This window comes from Pseudomonas sp. FSO-7 (assembly GCF_059579345.1).
In genome coordinates, this window is sequence record NZ_CM184193.1 from 1,774,455 (window position 1) to 1,796,581 (window position 22,127).

The 22,127-nt window shown below is 62.6% G+C and carries 20 protein-coding genes; 11 read left to right on the plus strand and 9 right to left on the minus strand.

Translation table 11 applies throughout. The features are described 5' to 3' along the window. Positions 1-37: 37 nt before the first annotated feature. The 3 genes from recQ (at position 38) to AC515T_RS07835 (ending at position 4,803) form a co-directional block, all read left to right on the plus strand. A complete protein-coding gene (gene recQ, locus AC515T_RS07825) occupies positions 38-2,164 on the plus strand; it encodes a DNA helicase RecQ (protein WP_496532040.1) in 2,127 nt (708 codons plus the stop codon). 117 nt (positions 2,165-2,281) lie between these two features. Further along, on the plus strand, positions 2,282-2,716 hold the full coding sequence (locus AC515T_RS07830) for a MarR family transcriptional regulator (RefSeq protein ID WP_003199001.1): 435 nt from the start codon (positions 2,282-2,284) through the stop codon (positions 2,714-2,716). A gap of 119 nt (positions 2,717-2,835) precedes the next feature. Next, positions 2,836-4,803: a FimV/HubP family polar landmark protein gene (locus AC515T_RS07835; RefSeq protein WP_496532041.1), complete on the plus strand. Its 1,968-nt coding sequence runs from the start codon at positions 2,836-2,838 to the stop codon at positions 4,801-4,803. A 233-nt stretch (positions 4,804-5,036) separates the two neighbouring features. Here the strand turns inward: AC515T_RS07835 and AC515T_RS07840 are convergent, their stop codons facing one another. After that, a complete protein-coding gene (locus tag AC515T_RS07840; protein WP_496532042.1) occupies positions 5,037-7,226 on the minus strand; it encodes a patatin-like phospholipase family protein in 2,190 nt (729 codons plus the stop codon). A 71-nt stretch (positions 7,227-7,297) separates the two neighbouring features. Here AC515T_RS07840 and AC515T_RS07845 point away from each other — a divergent pair, with 71 nt between their 5' ends. Beyond that, positions 7,298-7,585 carry an Rdx family protein gene (locus tag AC515T_RS07845; RefSeq protein ID WP_060738678.1) on the plus strand — a complete coding sequence of 96 codons (288 nt, stop codon included), beginning with the start codon at positions 7,298-7,300 and terminating at the stop codon, positions 7,583-7,585. Here AC515T_RS07845 and AC515T_RS07850 read toward each other — a convergent pair. Both AC515T_RS07850 and AC515T_RS07855 read right to left on the minus strand, forming a co-directional pair. Beyond that, positions 7,579-8,469, minus strand: a complete 891-nt coding sequence (locus AC515T_RS07850; protein WP_496532043.1) for a DMT family transporter — start codon at positions 8,467-8,469, stop codon at positions 7,579-7,581. The two genes, AC515T_RS07845 and AC515T_RS07850, sit on opposite strands and share 7 nt — an antisense overlap. Positions 8,470-8,822: 353 nt before the next feature. Beyond that, positions 8,823-9,572, minus strand: a complete 750-nt coding sequence (locus tag AC515T_RS07855) for a helix-turn-helix transcriptional regulator (protein ID WP_496532044.1) — start codon at positions 9,570-9,572, stop codon at positions 8,823-8,825. Positions 9,573-9,706: 134 nt separating this feature from the next. On the opposite strand from AC515T_RS07855, the gene AC515T_RS07860 reads away from it, so the two are divergent. Continuing rightward, the gene (locus AC515T_RS07860; protein ID WP_496532045.1) at positions 9,707-10,525 is read left to right on the plus strand and encodes a UDP-2,3-diacylglucosamine diphosphatase; all 819 of its coding nucleotides are present in this window, start codon (positions 9,707-9,709) and stop codon (positions 10,523-10,525) included. Positions 10,526-10,670: 145 nt separating this feature from the next. Here AC515T_RS07860 and AC515T_RS07865 read toward each other — a convergent pair whose 3' ends face one another. Together AC515T_RS07865 and AC515T_RS07870 are read right to left on the minus strand one after the other, a co-directional pair. Then, positions 10,671-11,261, minus strand: a complete 591-nt coding sequence (locus tag AC515T_RS07865) for an HD domain-containing protein (RefSeq protein WP_496532046.1) — start codon at positions 11,259-11,261, stop codon at positions 10,671-10,673. Positions 11,262-11,273: 12 nt separating this feature from the next. Then, positions 11,274-11,585: an Mpo1-like protein gene (locus AC515T_RS07870; protein WP_496532047.1), complete on the minus strand. Its 312-nt coding sequence runs from the start codon at positions 11,583-11,585 to the stop codon at positions 11,274-11,276. Between the two features lie 160 nt (positions 11,586-11,745). On the opposite strand from AC515T_RS07870, the gene AC515T_RS07875 reads away from it, so the two are divergent. After that, positions 11,746-12,807: an AraC family transcriptional regulator gene (locus AC515T_RS07875; RefSeq protein WP_496532048.1), complete on the plus strand. Its 1,062-nt coding sequence runs from the start codon at positions 11,746-11,748 to the stop codon at positions 12,805-12,807. Here the strand turns inward: AC515T_RS07875 and AC515T_RS07880 are convergent. Then, positions 12,764-14,218 (minus strand): TrkH family potassium uptake protein, encoded by a 1,455-nt coding sequence (locus AC515T_RS07880; protein ID WP_496532049.1) that lies wholly within the window; start codon positions 14,216-14,218, stop codon positions 12,764-12,766. The genes AC515T_RS07875 and AC515T_RS07880 overlap by 44 nt on opposite strands. Before the next feature lie 161 nt (positions 14,219-14,379). Between AC515T_RS07880 and AC515T_RS07885 the strand changes: the two genes are divergently transcribed. After that, the gene (locus AC515T_RS07885; protein ID WP_496532050.1) at positions 14,380-14,943 is read left to right on the plus strand and encodes an NAD(P)H nitroreductase; all 564 of its coding nucleotides are present in this window, start codon (positions 14,380-14,382) and stop codon (positions 14,941-14,943) included. Positions 14,944-15,137: 194 nt separating this feature from the next. Here the strand turns inward: AC515T_RS07885 and AC515T_RS07890 are convergent, their stop codons facing one another. The 3 genes from AC515T_RS07890 to phhA all read right to left on the minus strand — a co-directional run bounded on the left by AC515T_RS07890 (position 15,138) and on the right by phhA (position 17,572). Further along, positions 15,138-16,331 (minus strand): amino acid aminotransferase, encoded by a 1,194-nt coding sequence (locus AC515T_RS07890; RefSeq protein WP_496532051.1) that lies wholly within the window; start codon positions 16,329-16,331, stop codon positions 15,138-15,140. Continuing rightward, entirely contained in the window at positions 16,331-16,687 is a 357-nt protein-coding gene (locus tag AC515T_RS07895; protein WP_003184087.1) for a 4a-hydroxytetrahydrobiopterin dehydratase, read from the minus strand. The genes AC515T_RS07890 and AC515T_RS07895 overlap by 1 nt, the downstream gene beginning before the upstream one ends. A gap of 99 nt (positions 16,688-16,786) precedes the next feature. Further along, positions 16,787-17,572, minus strand: a complete 786-nt coding sequence (phhA, locus tag AC515T_RS07900) for a phenylalanine 4-monooxygenase (RefSeq protein ID WP_496532052.1) — start codon at positions 17,570-17,572, stop codon at positions 16,787-16,789. A 310-nt stretch (positions 17,573-17,882) separates the two neighbouring features. On the opposite strand from phhA, the gene AC515T_RS07905 reads away from it, so the two are divergent. The 4 genes from AC515T_RS07905 to flgH all read left to right on the plus strand — a co-directional run bounded on the left by AC515T_RS07905 (position 17,883) and on the right by flgH (position 22,109). Further along, positions 17,883-19,445, plus strand: coding sequence for a sigma-54-dependent transcriptional regulator (locus AC515T_RS07905; RefSeq protein WP_496532053.1), 1,563 nt, complete (start codon positions 17,883-17,885; stop codon positions 19,443-19,445). 323 nt (positions 19,446-19,768) lie between these two features. Beyond that, positions 19,769-20,506 carry a flagellar basal body rod protein FlgF gene (locus AC515T_RS07910; protein ID WP_060738660.1) on the plus strand — a complete coding sequence of 246 codons (738 nt, stop codon included), beginning with the start codon at positions 19,769-19,771 and terminating at the stop codon, positions 20,504-20,506. Positions 20,507-20,555: 49 nt separating this feature from the next. Next, complete coding sequence (gene flgG, locus AC515T_RS07915; protein ID WP_039593104.1) at positions 20,556-21,341, plus strand: flagellar basal-body rod protein FlgG; 786 nt, start codon at positions 20,556-20,558, stop codon at positions 21,339-21,341. Positions 21,342-21,413: 72 nt separating this feature from the next. Continuing rightward, on the plus strand, positions 21,414-22,109 hold the full coding sequence (gene flgH / locus AC515T_RS07920; protein WP_496532054.1) for a flagellar basal body L-ring protein FlgH: 696 nt from the start codon (positions 21,414-21,416) through the stop codon (positions 22,107-22,109). The last annotated feature ends 18 nt before the right edge of the window (positions 22,110-22,127 follow it).

Consider the following 22,127-nt stretch of genomic DNA (forward strand, 5'->3'; position numbering starts at 1 on the left):
GCCTTGCAGGGATGTTTCGGTGATTTTTGGAGTTTCTATGCTCGAACAGGCTCAACGCGTCCTCAAGGACATCTTCGGCTACGACAGTTTTCGTGGCCGCCAGGGTGCCATTATTGAGCGCGTGGCCAGCGGTGGCGATGCCTTGGTACTCATGCCCACCGGCGGCGGCAAATCCTTGTGCTTCCAGGTGCCGGCGCTGCTGCGCAACGGCCTGGCGGTGGTGGTTTCGCCGCTGATCGCGCTGATGGACGACCAGGTCGCGACCCTCGAGGAACTGGGTGTCGCCGCCGCTTCGCTGAACTCCACCCTCAGCGCCGAGCAACAGCGGGACCTGGCGACGCGGATCAAGCGCGGTGAAGTGAAGATGTTGTACCTGGCCCCGGAACGCCTGGTGCAGCCGCGCATGCTGGCGTTCCTGCAGAGCCTGGAAATCGCCCTGTTCGCCATCGACGAAGCCCACTGCGTATCGCAATGGGGTCACGATTTCCGGCGTGAGTATCTGCAACTGGGGCAATTGGCGGAACTGTTCCCCGACGTGCCGCGCATCGCCCTGACCGCCACCGCCGACAAGCGTACCCGCGAGGAAATCGTCGAGCGCCTGCACTTGCAGGATGCCGAGCGGTTCCTGTCCAGCTTCGACCGTCCCAATATTTTCTACCGCATCGTGCCCAAGGAGCAGCCGCGCAAGCAGTTGCTGGCGTTCCTCGCCGAGCGCCGCAGCGATGCCGGCATTGTCTATTGCCTGTCGCGCAAAAAGGTCGATGAAGTGGCGGCGTTCCTGTGTGAGCAAGGGTTCCCGGCGCTGCCGTATCACGCCGGCCTGCCCAACGACCTGCGGGCCTATCACCAGAAGCGCTTCCTCAACGAGGAAGGCCTGATCATGGTGGCCACCATTGCGTTCGGCATGGGCATCGACAAGCCCAACGTGCGCTTTGTCGCGCACCTGGACCTGCCCAAGTCTCTCGAAGCGTACTACCAGGAAACCGGGCGTGCCGGCCGTGACGGCTTGCCGGCCGATGCCTGGATGGCCTACGGCCTGCAAGACGTGGTGATGCTCAAGCAAATGTTGCAGAGCTCCGAAGGCGATGAGCGCCACAAGCGCCTGGAGCAGCACAAGCTCGACGCCATGCTCTCGCTGTGCGAAGAAACCCGCTGCCGTCGCCAGACCTTGCTGGCCTATTTCGACGAAGACATGCCCCAGCCGTGCGGGCATTGCGACAATTGCGTCGATGGCGTGGAAACCTGGGACGCCACCGAGCCGGCCCGCCAGGCCTTGTCGGCGATTTTCCGTACCGGCCAGCGCTACGGCGTCGGGCACCTGGTGGATGTCTTGCTGGGCAAGGACAACGAAAAGGTCCGCAGCTTTGGCCACCAGCACCTCTCGGTGTTCGGCGTGGGCAAGGCGCGCACCGAGAGCGAGTGGCGCTCATTGTTCCGGCAACTGGTGGCCCGCGGCCTGGCGGACATCGACCTGGAAGGCTACGGCGGCCTGCGCCTGAGTGCGACTTGCCGGCCGTTGCTCAAAGGCGAGGTCACCCTCGAACTGCGCCGCGACCTCAAGCCGGCAACGGCGGTCAAGAGCAGCAAGAGCCAGGCCAGCCAACTGGTGCGTGGCGAAGAGCGCGATCAATGGGAAGCCTTGCGCGCCTTGCGTCGCAAGCTGGCCGAGGAGCACGGCGTGCCGCCGTACGTCATCTTCCCCGATTCGACGCTGCTGGAAATGCTCCGCAGCCAACCCACCTCCCTGGCGGAAATGGCCCGGGTCAGTGGCGTGGGGGCGCGCAAGCTGGAGCGTTATGGCGAAGCCTTCCTCCAGGTCCTGGGGGGCGAGACCGAAGCGCCGAAAGCGGTGGCCGATGTGCGCCACGAGCTCATTACGCTGGCGCGGGCCGGCATGACACCGTTGCAGATCGCCGGGCAATTGCAGTGTTCGGAGAAAAACGTCTACACGATGCTGGCCGAGGCCATCGGCAAACAGCAGTTGTCCCTGGAACAGGCACTGGATTTGCCCGAGGAGCTGATGGGCGAGGTACAGGACGCGTTTCTGGATGGCGAAGGCGAGTTACCGCCGGTGTCCGAAGTCGCCGCGCTGTTTGTCGGACGGGTGCCCGAAGGTGTGCTGTACTGCGTCAGGGCTGCGTTGCAGTCGGAATTTGAAGTCTGATCAGTGAGTTGCGCTCCTTTAACGATTCAGTACAAGGCGAGCCTTGCTTGAATCCAAAGCTCATGCTTAGCTGACTAATAATTAGTTTTTCTCTATTTCAGATCTGATGAGTTTTTTATGCCGTTAACCGATCAACACCGTTTTGGCATGCAGTTGGCGCAGATGTCTCGGGGCTGGCGTGCCGAACTGGACCGTCGCCTGGCCGGGCTGGGCCTGTCCCAGGCGCGCTGGTTGGTGCTGCTGCACCTGGCCCGTTTCGAACAGGCGCCGACCCAGCGTGAACTGGCCCAGAGTGTCGCCGTCGAAGGCCCGACCCTGGCCCGGTTGCTTGACAGCCTGGAAACCCAGGGGCTGGTGCAGCGCCAAGCCGTGGCAGAAGACCGCCGGGCCAAGAAAATCGTGCTCTGCGCACCGGCCCTACCGTTGATCGAACAGATCGAAACCATCGCCACGCAATTGCGCCGGGAGCTGTTCGAAGGTGTCGACGAGGCGGACATGCGCGTGTGCATGCGGGTTCACGGCACGATCCTGGCCAACCTGGAAAAATCCTGAGGCAGATCCCTGGCGTCAGACTTTTGAGATTCGTCGGTTAGCGAACTATAACCAGTAGTAAGCGCTCCTATTGGGAGCGTTTACGCCGAGGTTGGTTCTGGTAATCGAAAGGGATACCCATGCTTGAAAGTTTGCAGTCCACGTTGCGCAGTTGGGTCAACGTGTCGATCGTCGTGGGTGCCCTGGGCTTTCCGGCCTTGGCGTCAGCGCTGGGGCTTGGCGAGATCACGCTCCATTCCGCCTTGAACCAGCCGTTGCGTGCCGATATCGCCCTGGTCGATGTGGCCGGGCTCGGCGAAGGTGAACTTTCAGCGAGCCTGGCGAGCCCGGACGATTTCAATCGTGCGGGTGTGGAGCGGGTGTTCTTTCTCAACAACCTGCGCTTTACGCCGGTATTGCGCGGCGAGCGCAGCTTCATTCGGGTGACGTCCAGCAAGCCGGTGGAGGAACCCTTTCTCAATTTCCTGGTGCAGCTCAATCAGCCCAACGGGCGCCTGCTGCGCGAATACACCGTGTTGATCGACCCACCGGGCACACCGGGTATCGTGCCGGCCCGTGACGAACCGTCCACGGCTCCGCAGCCTGCGACACCGAACCAGGCCACCCCGGCCATCAAGCCGCCCCCGGCGGTACAGGGCAAGCGCTATACGGTCGTGCAGGGAGACAACCCCTGGGTGATTGCCCAGCGCCTGCATGACGCCGGTAGCACCGCGTCGGTCAATGAGTTGATGCAAGGGATCCAGGCCTTGAACCCCGGCAGCGACCGGCTCTCCATTGGCCAGCGCCTGTTATTGCCCGACTCGGCCGTGCTGCCGACAGCGGCTGCATCCACCGCTGGCCAGGTCTCCGCCGCGTCCGATGAGCAGTTGACCGCCAGCGTGCTGCAGAACCAGCAGCAACAGAAGACCATCGAGGAACTGCAGGCGCGGCTCCAGGCCCAGGACGAGGAAATCGCCGGCCAGCGCCAGCAGATCAGCGAATTGCAGACTCGGCTGGCCGAGACGCCAGCCCCCGTTGCGCCAGCGCAACCACAACCGGCGCAGCCTGTGTCGGAGCCGGCTCCGGACGTATCCCCCGTTACCGAACCGACCGCTGAGCCAGAGGGCATCAATTGGACATGGGTGGCGGGGTTGGTGGCCCTGGTGGGGTTGCTCGCATTGTTACTGTTCATTCGGCGTCGCCAGCAGCAGGCCGAGTTGGAGCCGATGACCGAGCGCCCCGAACCGATGCTGGAGGAGGGCGACGAAACCTTTGCATCAATCCCCGACACGGAGCCATCCGAGGCCGCGGCCTCGTTCAACAACGGCGATGCGCCCTTGGGTGATGTGTTGGAGGGCGTCGGGATCTACCTGACCTACGGCCGTTTCACCGAGGCTGCGGGGCTGTTGCGCGCGGCATTGCTGGCCGAACCGGAACGCACCGACCTGGGCCTCAAGTTGCTGGAGGTATTGGGCAAGCAGGGCGATGTCATCGGCTTCCAGGCCCAGGAACATCATCTGCTGGCACAAGGCGTCGATGCCGGGACGCTGGAGGATATCCGCGGGCGCTATCCCAAGGTTGCCTTGATCACCGCACCGACGGTGGAACAGGCGCAGCCCCAGGTACCACCTCCTGCGCCTGAACCTGAACAGGCACCCAGTGATGAGTTCGAGCTGGACCTGGACGCGCTGTCCATGGAAACCAGCTGGGACCTGGCGGATGACCAGGGCACCCCGGCCGAAGAAAATCTTGCAACACCACTGGCTGACAACACTGTCGAGGGCTTGTCGCTTTCAGGTTTCGACGAGCCGGAGCTTCAATGGGAAGCCCCCCTGGAAACCGAGTCGCTGGACGATGCCTTCCTCGATGGCTTTGCCGATGAAGAACAGGCACTGGAATTTGAGCCGTTGACCCTTGAACCTGTTTCTCAGGACACCGTGTCCCTCGAACCCCAGGCCCCGGAACATTCGGTCAAGCTGGAACAGGCACAGAACTGCATCGACGATGGCGACCTGAAGACCGCCGTCACCCTGCTTGAAGAGCTGCTCGAAGAGGGTGACGAACCCCTCAAGCAGACCGCCCGGGTGCTGCTGGCGGGGATTCGCTGAACTTCGGATTGATGACCCCCCGCGAGCCCATGTGGGAGCGAGCCTGCTCGCGATTGCGGTGGATCAGCTTGCTCGATATTGAATGTGCCGGCGCTATCGCGAGCAAGCTCGCTCCCACAGGGATTTGCGTAAGCATCGAGCTCGCGACCGCCAGGGAACCCTTGTGGGAGCGAGCCTGCTCGCAATAGCAGTGGGTCAGGCTATCAATCCAGCCCAGGCAAACACCCAGCTCCTCAAAACGTCTGCCCCAGGTTCAGGTACACCGCCTGTTCATCGTCGTCGTTAAAGCCATAGCTGAAGTTCAAGGGCCCCAGCGGTGTATCGAAGCCGAGGAAAATGCTGGCGGCGTTGATGTAGCCGCTGTCGAATTCGTTGTCGTTGTTCCAGGCCCGGCCGCGTTCCAACGAGCCGCCGATGTACAGCGGGAAGTCCAATGGCAGGTAGGCCCGTGGTGTGAGGCGGCGGTAATACACGGCGCGCATCAGGCTTATGTTCTGTCCGGACACCCCATCTTCGCGAAAGCCCGACAGTTGCCGCGCGCCACCGAGCACAAAGCTGGAGGTCACGACCTCAGCGGTGTCCAGGGTGCGGCCGTAGCGTCCGCCGAGGATGAAGGTGTCCGGGCCGCTGCTCAGGGCCTTGTCCAGTTTGAATTCCCACTGGCGGTAACGCTGGTCGGAGCCCAGCCCCGGTTCGTATTGGCGCCAGCTCAGGCCGATGTCTTCGCCTTCATGGGGAAAATAGACACTGTCGAGGGAGTCGAACGAATACTTGAGCTCGTAGAAACCCTCGTTGAAATCCTCGCTGGGCTGGTCATGGTCGCCGATGCGCACATCCGCCTTGCCCCAGGCCTGGCCGACACCGAAGCGGATTTCGCCGCTGTTGCCGATCTGGCGGCCCACATTGAGCCCGAAGCCATAGCGTTCGACGCGATACTGGGCCACCGGATCGTTGTCCAGGATCGACTCCACGTTGCGTGATTCGAATTGCCCATAGGGGGCGATGAAGTAGCGCGAGCCGACGTCCAATGGCTGATAGAACTCGCTGTACAACTCCTGCTTGTCGCCGATCTGCGCCCGGGTCAGCCACTCGGCGCCCAGGCGATTGATGCCGTTGACCCGATAGCTGGCCCCCAGGTTGAAAGCGCTGTCGCCGCGCATGTCGTCCGACAGGCTCAGCCCTAACCGCAGGTAATCGGTGCCGGTACGTCGGCCCCGGGCGCTGATCACCAAGGTGTGGTCCGAGCCCTTGTGAACCACGCGGTATTGCACCTGTTCGAAGTAGTCCAGGCCGTACAGCGTGCCCATGTCGGTCTGCAGGCGCCCCAGGTCCAGTGGCTCGCCGATTTGTTGGCGAATGTAGTAGCGAATCACGTCATCACCGACTTTCGAGTCGTTCTCCACACGAATGGCGGTGATGACCGGTGTGCGTTCGCTGGGCGTGCGCGCGGCCATGAGTTCGGCGTCGGGCGCCTCGGACGGGCGCAGCGGGGCCAGGCGCGCCTGGAGTATCCGGGTGGCGCGATAGCCGGCGTCGATCATGTCCCGGGCTCGGCCGAAGTCGGTGGAGCCGAAGCTCGCCAGGGCCGGCTGGATCAATATGTCGCTTTTTTTCAGGGTGGCCAGTTGTTCCTCGGAGTTGCGCCGGGTCATCAGGGTGGTCGACTGGTTCAGCACGTCGACCACCGTGACCAGTTGCTTGCGGGTGCGCAGCGGCGTGCCGATGTCGACCACGATGGCCACGTCAACGCCCATGTCCCGGGCCACATCCAGCGGGATGTTGTCGGCCATGCCGCCGTCCACCAGCAGCCGGCCGTCCAGTTCCACCGGGGCGAACACCGCCGGGATCGACATGCTGGCGCGAATGACCTTGGGCAGATGGCCTTTGCGGAACACGACTTTTTCGCCCGTGGCGATGTCGGTGGCGACGGCGCGAAACGGGATCGGCAGTTTGTCGAAGTCCCGCGTGTCGCTGGCATGGGCCAGCAAGCTTTCGAGCAGCAGGGCCAGGTTCTGGCCCTGGATGACCCCCAAGGGCAGGCCGAGGCTGCCGTCGTCACGAAAGCTCAGTTTCTGTTTCACCAGGAAGTCGCGGTCATCTTGCTTGCGCCGGAACGGCACGTCCTTGCGTGGCGGCGCATCGGACAAGGCCTGTTGCCAATCGATGCCCAGGGCGAGTTTTTCCAGTTCGTCGATCTTGTAGCCCGAGGCATACAACCCGCCGATCACCGCGCCCATGCTGGTACCGGCAATGGCATCGATCTTGATGCCTTGCTCCTCCAGGGCCTTGAGCACGCCGATGTGGGCCAGTCCCCGCGCCGCGCCGCCGGACAGCACCAGGCCGATTTTCGGGCGTGGCGCTTCGACGGCCTGGACGAAAAAGGGCAACAGCAGCAGAAGCAGGAGGGGGAGAAGGCGGCGCATGGTCAATCTCGGGGCGGGCGATCAAAGGCAGGTATTATAACGACGCCTTCGAACCCAGGAGTTCACCCGCAATGACCGAACACAAACCGGAAGTCGTCATCACGTATTGCACCCAGTGCCAATGGTTGCTGCGCGCCGCCTGGCTGGCCCAGGAACTGCTCAGCACCTTCGGTGACGACCTGGGCAAGGTGTCCCTGGTGCCGGGCACCGGCGGTGTGTTCCACATCAGTTGCGACGGTGCGCAGATCTGGGAGCGCAAGGCCGATGGCGGTTTTCCCGAGGCCAAGGTCCTCAAGCAGCGGGTCCGCGACCGGATCGACCCGGAGCGGGACCTGGGCCACAACGATCGGGTTCAGTGAGACGCGGCTTGGGCGCCAACCCCCGGTTTCTTCGAGCCGCCCAGCTGGCTCGAGATCACGATGGCCGTGATGATCACCACGCCGCCCAGCAGCATGCGCAGCGTTGGGCGCTCGTCGAACAGCCACCAGGCCATGGCGATGCCGTAGACCGGTTCCATGGCGAAGACCACCGCCGCCGTGCGGGCCTTGATCACGGCCAGGCTGGCGACGAACAGGCTGTGGGCCAGGCCGGTGCAAAACACGCCGAGCAAGCCGATCCACAACCAGTCGATGGGGCGAACGTCGCTCAATTGTGGCGCGGCCATCGGCAACAGGCACAACCCGACCACGACGTTCTGGCACAGCGCGGCCTGCACCGGCGGCACATGCGCGGAACCGGCACGGTTGGTCAATGACAGCAGGGAAAACAGCAGCCCCGAAGCCACGGCCCACAGCAGGCCGGTGGTGGCCCCGCTGGCCAGGTCGAAGTTTGGCGTGACCAACACCAGGCCGACGCTTACCAACACCACCAGCCAGATTTCATTGGCGCGAATCCGCTCGCGGAAGATCAGCCCCTCGAGCAATACCGTAAAGGCCGGGAAACTGGCGAATCCCAACGTGGCGATCGCCACGCCGGCCACCTTCACGGCGATGAAAAAACTGACCCAGTGCCCGGCCAGCAACAGGCCTCCGAGCAGCAATCGCCGGCCATCCTGTGCCCGCAGTTTCTGCCAGCGGCTGCTGCTGGCGAACCGGGCGAACATCGCCAGGGCCAGCACGGCGAAGACGGCGCGACCGAACACGATGATCGCTGGCGAAGCCGCGGCGAGTTTGCCGAAGACACCGGTCAGGCCAAACATGAGTGCACCAATGTGCAGGGCGCCGAGGGCGGTACGGGGCGTCATTTCAATCCTTTCAACAGACAGTGGGGCAACTGGCGAGTGTCTTCTGTGGGAGCGAGCTTGCTTGCGAAAACGGTGGTTCAGGCAATGCAAATATTGACTGACAGATAGCAATCGCGAGCAAGCTCGCTCCCACACTGGATTTTCAGCAGACACAAAATTCATGTATACCCAGTTCCCTGTGGGAGCGAGCTTGCTCGCGATGAGGGCCAGCAAGCCCAATATCCATGTGACTGAACCACCGCCTTCGCGAGCAAGCTCGCTCCCACAGGACTGTTCCCCCTCGCCGATTGCAGTATTTAAGCGCGGGTAGGGCGGCAGTGTCTGTCGCGATCCTAGCGATTTTTAGCGCGAATCTAGCGTTGGCGCCGTAGCTTGCCCGGCGAGGCGCCGAATTCCCGCAGCACCGCCGCGGCGAAAGCACTCTGGGAGCTGTAGCCGACCCGGTGGGCGATCTCGCCGATGGGCAGGTCCGACTCACGCAACAACGCCACGGCCTGGTGCAAGCGGCGGCTGCGGATGTACTCCATCGGGGTTTGTCCGCACTCGGCGATGAAGCGCGCATGCAAGCGTGCGCTGGAAAGGCCCGCGACCCGCGCCAGGTCCGCCACTTGCAACGGGTAGGCGGCGTTCTGGTCGATGTGGGCGTTGAGCGCGGCGTAGGGCAGGCGCCGGCCGCCGAGGGTGTGCTGGCGAACGCCATTAAGACTCGCCAGCAGCAGCACCGCGCCTTGCTGGGCAATCAACGGGTCGTCCACCGGGCTGCCCGCCAGCCAACTGACCAACTGACTTTGCCCCGCGTCCAAGGGCAGGCGAGCGCTGTCGTCGAGCAAGCGGCGACTGGCGTCGGCGTGATCGCCCAGGCATTGCCCGACCCAATCGTCACTGGGCACATCCAACACCAGGCAGCGACTGCCCTGGGGACTGCCACAGGCATGATGGGCTCCGGCGGGCACTACCACGAAACTCTGTTGCACCACCTGGCTGCCACGCCCTTCGACCTCGAAGTCCAGCGCGCCGGACAGCCCGAACACCAGTTGCGCGTGGTCGTGGCTGTGGACGATCAAGTCGTGGCTGTAGTGGCGTAGCGTGAGGATCGGTCGCATCGCGGTCTCCCGTGTCAGGCCGCCAGCATACACCGAGGGCCCACCACCCGCGCTGTCACGTAATGGACTTGTATTTGTCATGGGTCATTAACCGCTGGCGTGCACAGTGGCGAAAACGATCAGAGGGTTGCCCAATGACCAGCGCCGAGCTCGCCAAACCCAGCCGCAAGCAGCGTGTTCGCACCCTGTGGATTTCCGATGTGCACCTGGGCACCCGGGATTGCCAGGCCGAGCACTTGTCGCAGTTTCTCAAGGGCTACCACGCCGACAAGATCTACCTGGTGGGCGACATCATCGATGGTTGGAAACTGCGCGGTGGCATGTATTGGCCCCAGGCCCACACCAACGTCATTCGCCGCTTGCTGACCATGAGCAAGCGCGGCACCGAAGTGATCTACGTCACCGGCAACCATGACGAATTCCTGCGGCGCTATTCGAAACTGATCCTGGGCAATATCCAGTTGGTGGACGAAGCGGTGCACGTCACCGCCGATGGTCGGCACCTGTTGGTGATCCATGGCGACCAGTTCGATGTCATCACCCGTTACCATCGTTGGCTGGCGTTCCTCGGGGATTCGGCCTATGAGTTCACCCTCACGCTGAACCGCTGGCTCAACCATTGGCGGGCCCGCTATGGCTATGGCTACTGGTCGTTGTCGGCGTACCTCAAGCACAAGGTCAAGACCGCTGTCAGCTTCATCAGCGATTTTGAAGAAGCCATCGCCCACGAGTGTGTGAAGCGCGAACTGCATGGCGTGGTCTGCGGGCATATCCACCACGCCGAGATGCGCAGGGTGGGCGAGGTGGAATACCTCAATTGTGGCGATTGGGTCGAATCCTGCACGGCACTGATCGAGCATTGGGATGGGTCGATCGAGTTGTATCGGTTGGCGGAGGCCCAGGCGCGGGAAGCGTTGGTCAAGGCTGAGTTGAAAGTGACCGAACCTGCCTAGGCCGGCCTGACACCGTCTCAAGCAAACATATAACCCCTGTGGCGAGGGAGCTTGCTCCCGCTGGGGCGCGCAGCGGCCCTGTTTTTGGGGGCTGCTGCGCAGCCCAGCGGGAGCAAGCTCTCTCGCCACGGGTTTGTTGGATCTGTCAGGCTGGTGTGTCGTCAGCCATCGCCGCCTTGTAGATCGATTGCTTCGGCGCGGCAAATACCCTTTCCAGCATCGGCTCGAAGAAACTCAACGGCAGCGTGTCGTACTCGGGGTCGAACGCCGCCGCGTCATATTTCGCACAAAAGTCGACCGTCGCCTGGTACTGCGGATGTTCGAAAAACTGCTCGCGCAGGTGCCGGTCCATGCCCAGGTGATGGAAGAAGTAATAACCCTGGAAAATCCCGTGCTTTTCCACCATCCACAGGTTTTCGGCGCTGACGAAGGGCTTGAGGATCGCCGCGGCGATGTCCGGGTGGTTATACGAACCGAGGGTGTCGCCGATGTCGTGGAGCAGGGCGCAGACCACGTATTCCTCGTCCCGCCCGTCCCGGTAGGCGCGGGTGGCGGTTTGCAGGGAATGGGTCAGGCGATCCACCGGGAACCCGCCGAAATCACCGTCCAGCAGTTTCAAGTGGGTCAGGATCCGGCCCGGCAATTGCCGTGCGTAGGCGCTGAAGTCGGCCGCGATGATCGCCCAGTCTTGTTGAGTCCCTTCCTGCATGTGGGTAAAGCGCGCATGGTTGCTCATGGGGAGTCCTTATCAGAACGCGACCTTGCCCCGCAGCATGTCGCGGTACATGACGAAATCGCCAAGCAGGCTGTAGAGCGGATGCTGGAAGGTGGCGGGACGGTTCTTTTCGAAGAAGAAGTGCCCGACCCAGGCAAAGCCGTAGCCGGCCACGGGCAGGGCGAGCCACAGCCACCCGTTACCCACGACGAGGGCGAGGGCGAACACCAGAATGACCAGGGAGGTGCCGATGAAATGCAATCGGCGGCAGGTGCTGTTGCTGTGTTCGCTGAGGTAATACGGGTAGAACTCGGCGAAGGTATTGAATTGTCTGGCGTTTTCCACGACTGCGCTCTCTGTGGTTATTATTCTGGCGATCAATGCTTCTAGGCTTCTTACTCAAGTCTAGAGCGGCCACTTACAACGGCCAGTGACAATCAGCGCCACTTTAGTATCCTTCGCAAATCCAGCCGTACCCTGCGGCTCGTCATGCAAGTAAAACGTCATGAACGAACGAACCACTTCTTCAAGCTGGGCGATGGGGATTGTCAAGGCGTTGGAAATGGACGGCCTGGATTGTCGGGTGCTGTTCAAACAACTGGGGCTGGATTTCGATTCGCTGGAGGATCCGGACGCGCGTTTCCCCCAGGATTCGATGACGCGGCTCTGGCAGCGGGCGGTGGAAGTGTCGGGTAACCCGGCCATTGGCTTGAACATGGGCAAGGTGGTGCGCCCGGCCTCGTTCCATGTGGTCGGCTACGCCTTGATGTCCAGTCGCACCCTGGTGGAGGGTTTCCAGCGGCTGGTGCGGTACCAGCGGATCATCGCCGAAAGCGCCGATTTGAGTTTTCGCCAGTTGGAAGAGGGCTACGGGTTGATCCTGACGGTGCATGGCGACCATCTGCCGCCGACCCGTCAAAGTGCCGAAGCGTCCCTGGCCTGTGCGCTGGCTCTGTGCAGTTGGTTGACCGGGCGCACCCTGCACCCGGTGAAGGTGCTGTTCCAGGGGGCCGAGCCATTGGACCTGGCGCCTTATCAGCGAGCCTTCCCCGCGCCGCTGGTGTTCGGTGCGCCTTATGACGCGCTGATCTTTGAACGGGCCGACATGGAGGCGCCTCTGCCGACGGCCAACGAAGCCATGGCACAGCTTCACGACCGGTTTGCCGGGGAGTACCTCGCGCGTTTTTCGGAAAGCCGCGTGACCCACAAGGCGCGACAAGTATTGTGTCGGCTGCTGCCCCAGGGTGAACCCAAGCGGGATGTGGTGGCGCAGACGCTGCACCTGTCGCAGCGCACCTTGCAACGGCGCTTGCAGGAAGAAGGCACCAGTTTCCAGAGCCTGCTCGAAGACACCCGTCGCGAACTGGCCGAGCAGTACCTGGCGCAGCCGGGCATGACGCTGTTGGAGATCGCCTATCTGCTGGGGTTCGCCGACCCGAGCAATTTTTTCCGGGCGTTTCGCCGCTGGTTCGACACCACGCCCGGCGAATACCGGGCGCGGTTGGTCAGCCAGCCGGAACCGGTCAGTGGCGCCAGAACGCCGGGATACACAGCACGAACACCGTGATGATCTCCAGCCGGCCCAGCAGCATGCCCCCCGACAGAATCCACTTGGCCGCGTCTGGCAGCGGTGCGAAGTTGCCGGCCGGCCCGATGGTTTCCCCCAGCCCCGGGCCGACGCCGGACACCGTACTGGCCGCACCGGTCAGGGCCGTCATCCATTCCACCCCCAACAGCGACAGCAGCAGGGCGATCACGCAAATGGTGATGGCGAAGAAGAACGAGAACGTGAGGATCGAGCGGACGATTTCTTCGTCGAGGCGATGACCGTTGTACTTCTGCTTGATCACCGCGCGGGGATGGATCAGTTGATGAAGGTTGGCCCGCAGCAGGATATAGGCGACCTGGAAGCGGAAAATCTTGATCCCGCCGGCCGTCGAGCCCGAACAACCGCCGACGAACCCCAGGTAGAAGAACAGCATCAGGGAAAAGTTGCCCCACAGGCTGTAGTCGCCCAGGGCGAAGCCGGTGGTGGTGACGATGGACGTCACGTTCAGCGCCACGTGCCGCAGTGCGTCCAGCCAATGCAGGTCGGTGGTGGCCCAATACCAGGTGCCGAGCACCAGCCAGGTCACCAGCAGCACGCCGATAAGCCCCTGGACCTGCTGGTCCTTGATCAGCGCCCGGCGATTGCCTCGCAGCGTCGAGACATACAGGGCAAACGGCAGGCTGCCGAGGATCATGATGACGATGGTGACCCAGTGCACCGCCGGTTGGGTCCATTTGGCCAGGGACAGGTCCGAGGTGGAGAAACCGCCGGTGGAGATCGCCGACATCGAATGGTTGATGGCATCGAACAGGCTCATCCCGGCCCACCAGAGCGCCAGGGTGCCGAGGATGGTGATGCCCACGTAGGACGCCACGATCAGCCGCGCCACCATGTGGGAACGGGGCATGACTTTTTCCGAGCGGTCCGACGACTCGGTCTGGAACAGCCGCATGCCACCGATGCGCAGCAGCGGCAGGATCGCCACCGCCATGCCGATGAAGCCGATACCGCCGAGCCAGTGCAGCAACGAGCGCCACATCAGGATGCCCGGAGACATGGTGTCCAGGCCGCTCAGGACGGTGGCGCCGGTGGCGGTGATGCCCGACATGCTTTCGAAGAACGAATCCGTATAGCTGATGTGCTGGGTCAGCAGGAAGGGCAACGCAGCAAAGATACACACCACCAGCCAACTGCTCACGGTCAGCAGGTACATGTCCCTTGGCCGCAGGTGGATGTGCTCCGGGCGCCCGGGGAGCACCAGCGCCAGGCCAGCGAGGAAAGTGATCATGCTCGACCAGAGGAACGACGGCAGGTCGCGAGTTCGCTCGAAGACCATCAGCGTGATCATGGGCACAACCATGAAGATCGCCAGGGTGATCAGGAAGATGCCGATGATGAAACCAATGATCCGCAGGGTCGGCAACGCCATGAAGTCCGCTCGGGCTGAAAGGGAAGGGCGCCATTCTACCCGCGACAAGCGGCATGTAAACCGGCAGCCGGCGGGGCCTGGGCGCCTGGTCGCGGAATTTGAGCTAACGGACTCGCCGCGCACCCACTAGAATAGCCAAACATTTTTTCAGGAGGTGGCCGATGCAGGCTCTCGACGCTTTGCTCAACCGTGTTTCCGTCCCACGCCTGGTGGAGCCGGCTCCCACGCCGGAGCAGCGCGAACTCATGTTCGCCGCGGCCATGCGGGCTCCGGATCACGGCCAGTTGCGGCCATGGCGTTTTCTGACGGTCGAAGGGCAGGCGCGGCACCGCATGGGCGAGCTGCTGGCCGAAGCGGCGAAGTTCAATGACCCGCTGGTACCCGAAGCCGTCGTGGAAAAAGCCCTCAACGGCCCCTTGCGCGCGCCCTTGGTCGTGGTGGTGATTGCCCGTCTGCAGGACCATTTCAAAATCCCGAAATCCGAGCAACTGCTGGCGGCCGGCTGCGCGGCCCATGGCATCTTGTTGGCGGCATACGCCCAAGGGGTCGGTGGGGTGTGGCGTACCGGTGAGCTGGCGTATTCGCCGCATGTGGCCAGGGGGCTGGGCCTTGAAGACGGGGAAGAGGTGATCGGTTTCCTCTACCTGGGCACGCCGCAGAAAGAAGCGCGCACGGCACCGCAGGAAGATGCCGGGCAGTTTGTCCGGGAGTGGACGGGCCAGTAACTGCTCAAGGTCGGCGGATGACGTGAGGCTGGATTGATCCACCGTGGCGAGGGAGCTTGCTCCCGCTGGGCGGCGAAGCCGCCCCAAGAAGCAACGCAATCTTCCAGGCACGCCGCGCCAAGCCTTTTTTCGACTGCTGCGCAGCCGAGCGGGAGCAAGCTCCCTCGCCACAAAATCTACAGCCGACGGTGGTGTTATTTACACGCGTCCGCAATCGCCTCGGCCAGTAGGTCCAGGCGTGTGGCGTCGATGCCGGCCACGTTGGCCCGGCCGGTGCCGACCATGTAGACGCTGTGGCGCTCGCGCAGGTGCTTGACCTGTTCCGGCGTCAGGCCGGTGTAGGAAAACATCCCACGTTGCACGCCGATATGGGCGAAGCGCTCGCGCAAGCCATGGGGTTCGAGGGCTTCCAGCAAACCGCTGCGCAATTGCGCGATGCGCAGGCGCATGGCCTGGACCTCATCGGCCCACAGGCTTTTGAGTTCCGGGTTGCCGAGGATGGTCGCCACCACGGCCGCGCCATGGTCCGGCGGCGTCGACCAGAGGTTGCGGGCGATGTTTGCCAACTGGCTGCGGATATCCAGCAATTTCTCGCCATCCCGGGCGCAGACGATCAACGCACCCGTACGGTCGCGGTACAGGCCGAAATTCTTCGAACAGGAACTGGTGACCAGCACTTCCGGCAGGGCCTGGGCAAACAGCCGGACCGCCCAGGCGTCCTGCTCCAACCCATCGCCGAAGCCTTGGTAGGCGAAGTCGATCAGCGGCAGCAGGTCGCGGCTGCGCACCACCTCCAGCACCTGCTGCCATTGCTCATGGGACAGGTCGAACCCAGTGGGGTTGTGGCAGCAGGCGTGCAGCAATACCACATCGCCTTTGGGCGCCTGGTTCAGGGTCGCCAGCATCGCCTCGAAATCCAGGCGGTTATCGGCACCCACGTACGGGTAATGACTGACCTTGACCCCGGCCGCGGCGAAAATGGTTTCGTGGATCGGCCAGGTCGGGTTGCTCAGCCATACGCCACGGCCCGGCAGGCATTGGGCGATGAAGTCGGCGCTCAGGCGCAGGGCGCCGGTGCCGCCCGGTGTCTGGGTGGCGCCGGCGCGTTTTTCGCGGATCAGCGGCGAGTCGGCGCCCAGCACCAGCTCATTGATCAATTGGCCGAACGCGGCGTCGCCATGGCCGCCGATGTAGGTCTTGGTGGTCTGGCGATCCACCAGCCGCTGCTCGGCCTGCTTCACCGATTGAAGAATCGGTGTCAGGCCCTGGGCGTCCTTGTAGACACCCACGCCCAGGTCGAACTTGCGCGGGTTGCTGTCCGCCCCGTAGGCCTCCATCAGGCCGAGGATCGGGTCGCCGGGGACCCGGCCGATGGCATCGAAATGCATTACTTGCGGCCCTCGGCGGTCTTGGCCACGTCATCGGTGCGGGCGGCCATGATGAAGTCATTGCGGTGCAGGCCCTTGATGGAGTGGCTCCACCAGGTCACGGTGACTTTGCCCCATTCGGTGAGCAGGCCTGGGTGATGGCCTTCGGCCTCGGAGATCTCGCCGACGGCGTTGGTGAACGCCAGGGCGTGCTTGAAGTTCTTGAACAGGAAGACTTTTTCCAGCTGCATCACGCCGTCGCGCACTTCGATGTTCCAGTCCGGGATCTGCTTGATCAATACCGGCAGTTCTTCGTCGCTGACTTGTGGCGCGTCGGCGCGGCAGGCTTCGCAATGGGCTTGGTTCAGAGTGTTCATGGTGTGTTCCCGGATCGAATATTTGAAAAACGTCGATGCACCCACGCTAAAGCAAAGCCGCGTTGTGCAACAGACTCAATTGAGATTAAAAGACGCGGTTCACGCCGCTTTTGGTGGGAATTTCGGGGCATGCAAGCCCAGCTCCCGACCGTGCTTGACCATGCCCATGATGTCTTCGTGGGCCAGGTCGAACAGACGCTTGAGTTCGGGCAGCACGAAATACACCGGTTGCAGGATGTCGATGCGATATGGCGTGCGCATGGCTTCCAACGGATCGAAGGCCTGATGCTCCGGCTCGTCCGACAGGCAGTACACGGTTTCCTTGGGCGACGACAGGATGCCACCGCCGTAGATGCGCCGGCCTTGCGGGGTCTGCACCAGGCCGAACTCGATGGTCATCCAATACAGGCGCGCCAGGTAAACCCGTTCTTCCTTGGACGCCTGTAAACCGAGTTTGCCGTAGGTGTGGGTAAATTCAGCAAACCAAGGGTTGGTCAGCAGCGGGCAGTGGCCGAAGATCTCGTGGAAAATGTCCGGCTCTTGCAGGTAATCCAGCTCTTCCCTCGTACGAATAAAGGTCGCCACCGGAAACTGCTTGCTGGCGAGCAATTCGAAGAAGGTCTGGAAGGGGATCAGCGCCGGCACCCGGGCGACTTGCCAGCCCGTGGTCTCGCCCAGCACCTTGTTGATTTCGTCCAGTTGCGGGATGCGATCATGGGGCAGGCCCAGCTTGTCGATGCCATCCAGGTATTCCTGGCACGCACGGCCTTCGATGACTTTCAGCTGTCGGGTGATCAGCGTGTTCCACACCGCGTGTTCTTCGGCGGTGTAGTGGATAAAACCTTGCGCATCGGGCTCGCGGGCCACGTACTGCGTCTGCTTCATGCTGCTCTCCTGCTGATTTCCCTCAGGGGGAAGGCTGTTTGTTTTTATGTCCAGCGATGCATTAGAGATAACGCGAAGCAGGGATGTGTGCAGCGGGCAGACGAGAGTTCGTATGGCGATAACGAGGTGATTTCGTAAAGTTTTCGTTACGTATTGAGCCGTGCTTCGATGCTGTCGGGATTTTTGACTGGGAAATGGCCTACAGCTGTCACATAATCTTGACGTTTATTTGCGCTGCCACGCAGAAAACCTTGTGGTCAGGGAGCTTGATGGCGCGCCTTTCTATCTTAATACGCACCCGGGCCTTTTCATGCGCATCAAAGTCCATTGCCAGAACCGCATCGGCATCCTGCGAGACATCCTCAACCTGTTGGTGGAGTACGGCATCAACGTCGCCCGAGGGGAGGTCGGTGGTGAGCATGGCAATGCGATCTACTTGCACTGCCCGAACCTGATCAACATCCAGTTCCAGGCGTTGCGTCCGAAATTCGAAGGCATCGCCGGGGTATTTGGCGTCAAGCGCGTAGGCCTGATGCCCAGCGAGCGTCGGCACATGGAACTCAACGCCTTGCTCGGCGCCCTGGAGTTCCCAGTGCTGTCCATCGACATGGGTGGCTCCATCGTCGCGGCCAACCGGGCGGCGGCGCAGTTGCTCGGGGTGCGGGTCGACGAGGTGCCGGGGATTCCCCTGTCCCGCTACGCCGAGGATTTCGACTTGCCGGAACTGGTGCGCGCCAACCAGTCGCGCATCAACGGCTTGCGGGTCAAGGTCAAGGGCGATGTGTTCCTGGCGGACATCGCGCCACTGCAATCGGAACACGATGACAGCGAAGCCATGGCCGGTGCGGTGTTGACGCTGCACCGGGCCGACCGGGTCGGCGAACGTATCTATAACGTGCGCAAGCAGGAGTTGCGCGGCTTCGACAGCATTTTCCAGAGTTCGAAGGTGATGGCGGCGGTGGTGCGCGAGGCCCGGCGCATGGCGCCGCTGGACGCGCCGCTATTGATAGAAGGCGAAACCGGCACCGGCAAGGAACTGCTGGCCCGTGCCTGTCACCTGGCGAGCCCGCGCGGGCAATCGCCGTTGATGGCCCTCAACTGTGCCGGGCTGCCCGAGTCGATGGCTGAGACCGAACTGTTCGGCTACGGGCCGGGTGCCTTCGAAGGCGCCCGCGCCGAGGGCAAGCTCGGCCTGCTGGAGCTGACCGCAGGGGGAACGCTGTTCCTCGACGGGGTAGGGGAGATGAGCCCGCGCCTGCAGGTCAAGTTGCTGCGCTTCCTGCAGGACGGTTGCTTCCGGCGTGTCGGCAGCGATGAAGAGGTGTACCTGGACGTCAGGGTGATCTGCGCCACCCAGGTCGATTTGTCCGAACTCTGCGCCCGGGGCGAATTCCGTCAGGATTTGTACCATCGCTTGAACGTGCTTTCCTTGCACATCCCACCCCTGCGCGAATGCCTCGACGGCCTGGCGCCGCTGGTGGAGCATTTTCTCGACCAGGCCAGCCGTCAGATCGGCTGTGCCCTGCCCAAGCTGGCCCCGGCGGCGATGGACCGACTCAGCCATTACCACTGGCCGGGCAACGTCCGGCAGTTGGAAAACGTGCTGTTCCAGGCGGTTTCCCTGTGCGACGGCGGGACGGTAAAAGCCGAGCATATCCGCCTGCCGGATTATGGCGTGCGTCAGCCCCTTGGTGATTTCTCCCTCGAGGGAGGGTTGGACGAGATCGTCGGACGCTTCGAGAAAGCCGTGCTGGAGCGCCTGTACGCCGATCATCCCAGCAGTCGGCAACTGGGCAAGCGGCTGGGGGTTTCCCATACCACCATCGCCAACAAGTTGCGCGAATACGAAGTCGGCACAAAATCCGGCATGTGAGTTGTGTGTTTTCGTGGCGAGGGAGCTTGCTCCCGCTGGGCTGCGTAGCAGCCCCACACTTTTTGACGATTGTTGCGCAATCGAGCGGGAGCAAGCTCCCTCGCCACAGGGTCCTCTGTTGATCAGGTTAGGCGGACACTTGCCGCAACCGGCACAACACCGCCGGTTTTTCGTCTTCGATACATCCCCATAATCTCTTCCAGCCCCCTCAAGTCCTTTGTTTCCAAGACCCAGGGGCGCCAGAAAAAAGTTGGTCTGCAAATTGCTTAAGGCTGTGCAACACAGCAGTGGGCGGCAAACGTCCGGCATGCAGAGGATCGACAGTGGACAAGTACCTTTATGTGGCAATGACCGGCGCCAGCCAGAACGCGCTGGCGCAGCGGGCCCATGCCAACAACCTGGCGAACATCTCCACCAATGGCTTTCAGAAAGACCTGGAGCAGGCACGCTCGATGCCGGTGTTCGGCGACAGCTTTCCGGCGCGGGCCTTTGCCCTGTCCGAACGGCCTGCCACGGACTTCACCCCGGGTGCGCTGGTGGAAACCGGTCGCGACCTCGACGTGGCGGTCAGCGGGCCGGGCTGGATGGCCGTGCAGAACCCCGACGGCGGCGAAAGCTACGTGCGTACCGGCAGCCTCAATGTCGATGCCCTGGGCGTACTGCGGGCCGGCAACGGCATGCCGGTGATGGGCAACGGCGGTCCGATCGCCGTGCCGCCGGAGCAGAAAATCGAAATCGGCCAGGACGGCACCATCAGCATTCGCGCCATGGGTGAAGGCCCGCGAGTGATGGCTGAAGTCGACCGCATCAAGCTGGTCAACCCGGACCTCAAGAACATGACCAAGGGCCTGGACGGCTCGATCCGTACCAAGGACGGCCAGCCGGCGCCCATCGATGCCAACGTGCAGTTGGTGTCGGGGTTCCAGGAGGCGAGCAACGTCAACGCCGTGGATGAAATGACTTCGGTGCTGGCCCTGGCCAAGCAGTTCGAGCTCCACGTCAAGATGATGAACACCGCCAAAGAAGGCGATGAAGCCATGGCTCGGGTCTTGCAGATCTAATCATTAATTACAGCGTTGCGCCGAAAAACAGGCGTACGAGGAGAATCGAATGCTTCCGGCTCTTTGGGTTGCCAAAACAGGTCTGTCCGCCCAGGACACCAACCTTTCTACTATTTCCAACAACCTGGCGAACGTCTCGACCACGGGTTTCAAACGTGATCGCGCCGAGTTCCAGGACCTGCTGTATCAGGTAAAACGCCAGCCTGGCGCCCAGTCGACCCAGGACAGCGAACTGCCGTCGGGCCTGCAAGTGGGTACCGGTGTACGCATCGTCGGCACCCAGAAAAACTTCAACGCCGGCAGCCTGCAGACCACCGAGCAGCCGCTGGACATGGCCATCGACGGGCGCGGTTTCTTCCAGATCCTGCAGCCGGACGGCACCACGTCCTACACCCGTGACGGTACGTTCCACCTCGATTCCAATGGCCAGATCGTCAACGCCAGCGGTTTCGCCCTGGAGCCGGCCATCGTCATCCCCAACGATGCCCAGACCTTCACCGTGGGCCGCGACGGCACCGTGTCCATCACCGTGGCGGGCAACCCTGCCTCCCAAGTGATCGGCAACTTGCAGACCGCTGACTTCATCAACCCGGCCGGCCTGCAAGCGGTGGGCAACAACCTGTTCATGGAGACCGCCGCCAGCGGCGCGCCGCAAGTCGGCACTCCAGGCCTGAACGGTTTCGGCACCACGCTGCAGAACACCCTGGAAACCTCCAACGTGAGCACCGTTGAGGAGATGGTCAACATGATCACCACCCAGCGCGCCTACGAGATGAACTCCAAGGTGATCTCCACCGCCGACCAGATGCTCTCGTTCGTTACGCAGAACCTGTAATCACGTCGCAACGTCCGTCATCACGTAGACAGGGCGGCCCCTGGGTCGCCTGCAACACCAAGAGGTAGGGTCATGAAACGCTTCGTATCTGTTCTGGCACTGAGTGGCATCACCGCACTCGCGGGCTGTGTCGCCCCGACACCCAGGCCCAATGACCCGTATTACGCTCCGGTGTTGCCGCGCACACCGTTGCCGGCTGCCGCCAACAATGGCTCGATCTACCAGGCCGGTTTCGAGCAGAACCTGTACAGCGACCGCAAGGCTTTCCGGGTCGGTGACATCATCACCATCACCCTGAACGAGCGGACCCAGGCCAGCAAGAACGCCAACTCGCAGATTGACAAGACCAGCGAGACCAGCGTCGGCCTGACGTCGTTGTTCGGCTCCAGCCTGACCACCAACAACCCGATCGGTGGCGGTGACCTGAGCCTCAACGCCGGTTACAGCGCCGACCGGGCTACCAAGGGCGATAGTCAGTCCGGCCAGAGCAACAGCCTGACCGGTTCGATCACCGTGACCGTCGCCGACGTGTTGCCCAACGGCATCATTGCCGTGCGGGGCGAGAAGTGGCTGACCCTCAATACCGGCGACGAACTGGTGCGCATCGCCGGTATGGTCCGTGCCGATGACATCTCCACCGACAACACTGTTCCGTCAACCCGTGTGGCCGATGCTCGCATCACTTACTCGGGTACCGGCGCCTTCGCCGATGCGAGTCAGCCGGGCTGGTTCGACCGTTTCTTCCTCAGCCCGAAGTTCCCTTTCTAGGTGGCCCAGTTGAATCTT

What these genes read in the sequence shown, in the direction of transcription:
- AC515T_RS07830 (WP_003199001.1), top strand. Translation starts at nt 2,282, where the DNA reads ATGCCGTTAACCGATCAACACCGTTTTGGCATGCAGTTGGCGCAGATG.
- AC515T_RS07850 (WP_496532043.1), bottom strand. Translation starts at nt 8,469, where the DNA reads ATGACGCCCCGTACCGCCCTCGGCGCCCTGCACATTGGTGCACTCATG.
- AC515T_RS07860 (WP_496532045.1), top strand. Translation starts at nt 9,707, where the DNA reads ATGACCAGCGCCGAGCTCGCCAAACCCAGCCGCAAGCAGCGTGTTCGC.
- flgG (WP_039593104.1), top strand. Translation starts at nt 20,556, where the DNA reads ATGCTTCCGGCTCTTTGGGTTGCCAAAACAGGTCTGTCCGCCCAGGAC.
- flgH (WP_496532054.1), top strand. Translation starts at nt 21,414, where the DNA reads ATGAAACGCTTCGTATCTGTTCTGGCACTGAGTGGCATCACCGCACTC.
- AC515T_RS07840 (WP_496532042.1), bottom strand. Translation starts at nt 7,226, where the DNA reads ATGCGCCGCCTTCTCCCCCTCCTGCTTCTGCTGCTGTTGCCCTTTTTC.
- AC515T_RS07895 (WP_003184087.1), bottom strand. Translation starts at nt 16,687, where the DNA reads ATGAACACTCTGAACCAAGCCCATTGCGAAGCCTGCCGCGCCGACGCG.
- AC515T_RS07845 (WP_060738678.1), top strand. Translation starts at nt 7,298, where the DNA reads ATGACCGAACACAAACCGGAAGTCGTCATCACGTATTGCACCCAGTGC.
- AC515T_RS07880 (WP_496532049.1), bottom strand. Translation starts at nt 14,218, where the DNA reads ATGGCGTTGCCGACCCTGCGGATCATTGGTTTCATCATCGGCATCTTC.
- AC515T_RS07885 (WP_496532050.1), top strand. Translation starts at nt 14,380, where the DNA reads ATGCAGGCTCTCGACGCTTTGCTCAACCGTGTTTCCGTCCCACGCCTG.
- AC515T_RS07875 (WP_496532048.1), top strand. Translation starts at nt 11,746, where the DNA reads ATGAACGAACGAACCACTTCTTCAAGCTGGGCGATGGGGATTGTCAAG.
- AC515T_RS07855 (WP_496532044.1), bottom strand. Translation starts at nt 9,572, where the DNA reads ATGCGACCGATCCTCACGCTACGCCACTACAGCCACGACTTGATCGTC.
- AC515T_RS07835 (WP_496532041.1), top strand. Translation starts at nt 2,836, where the DNA reads ATGCTTGAAAGTTTGCAGTCCACGTTGCGCAGTTGGGTCAACGTGTCG.
- AC515T_RS07865 (WP_496532046.1), bottom strand. Translation starts at nt 11,261, where the DNA reads ATGAGCAACCATGCGCGCTTTACCCACATGCAGGAAGGGACTCAACAA.
- phhA (WP_496532052.1), bottom strand. Translation starts at nt 17,572, where the DNA reads ATGAAGCAGACGCAGTACGTGGCCCGCGAGCCCGATGCGCAAGGTTTT.
- AC515T_RS07905 (WP_496532053.1), top strand. Translation starts at nt 17,883, where the DNA reads ATGCGCATCAAAGTCCATTGCCAGAACCGCATCGGCATCCTGCGAGAC.
- AC515T_RS07890 (WP_496532051.1), bottom strand. Translation starts at nt 16,331, where the DNA reads ATGCATTTCGATGCCATCGGCCGGGTCCCCGGCGACCCGATCCTCGGC.
- recQ (WP_496532040.1), top strand. Translation starts at nt 38, where the DNA reads ATGCTCGAACAGGCTCAACGCGTCCTCAAGGACATCTTCGGCTACGAC.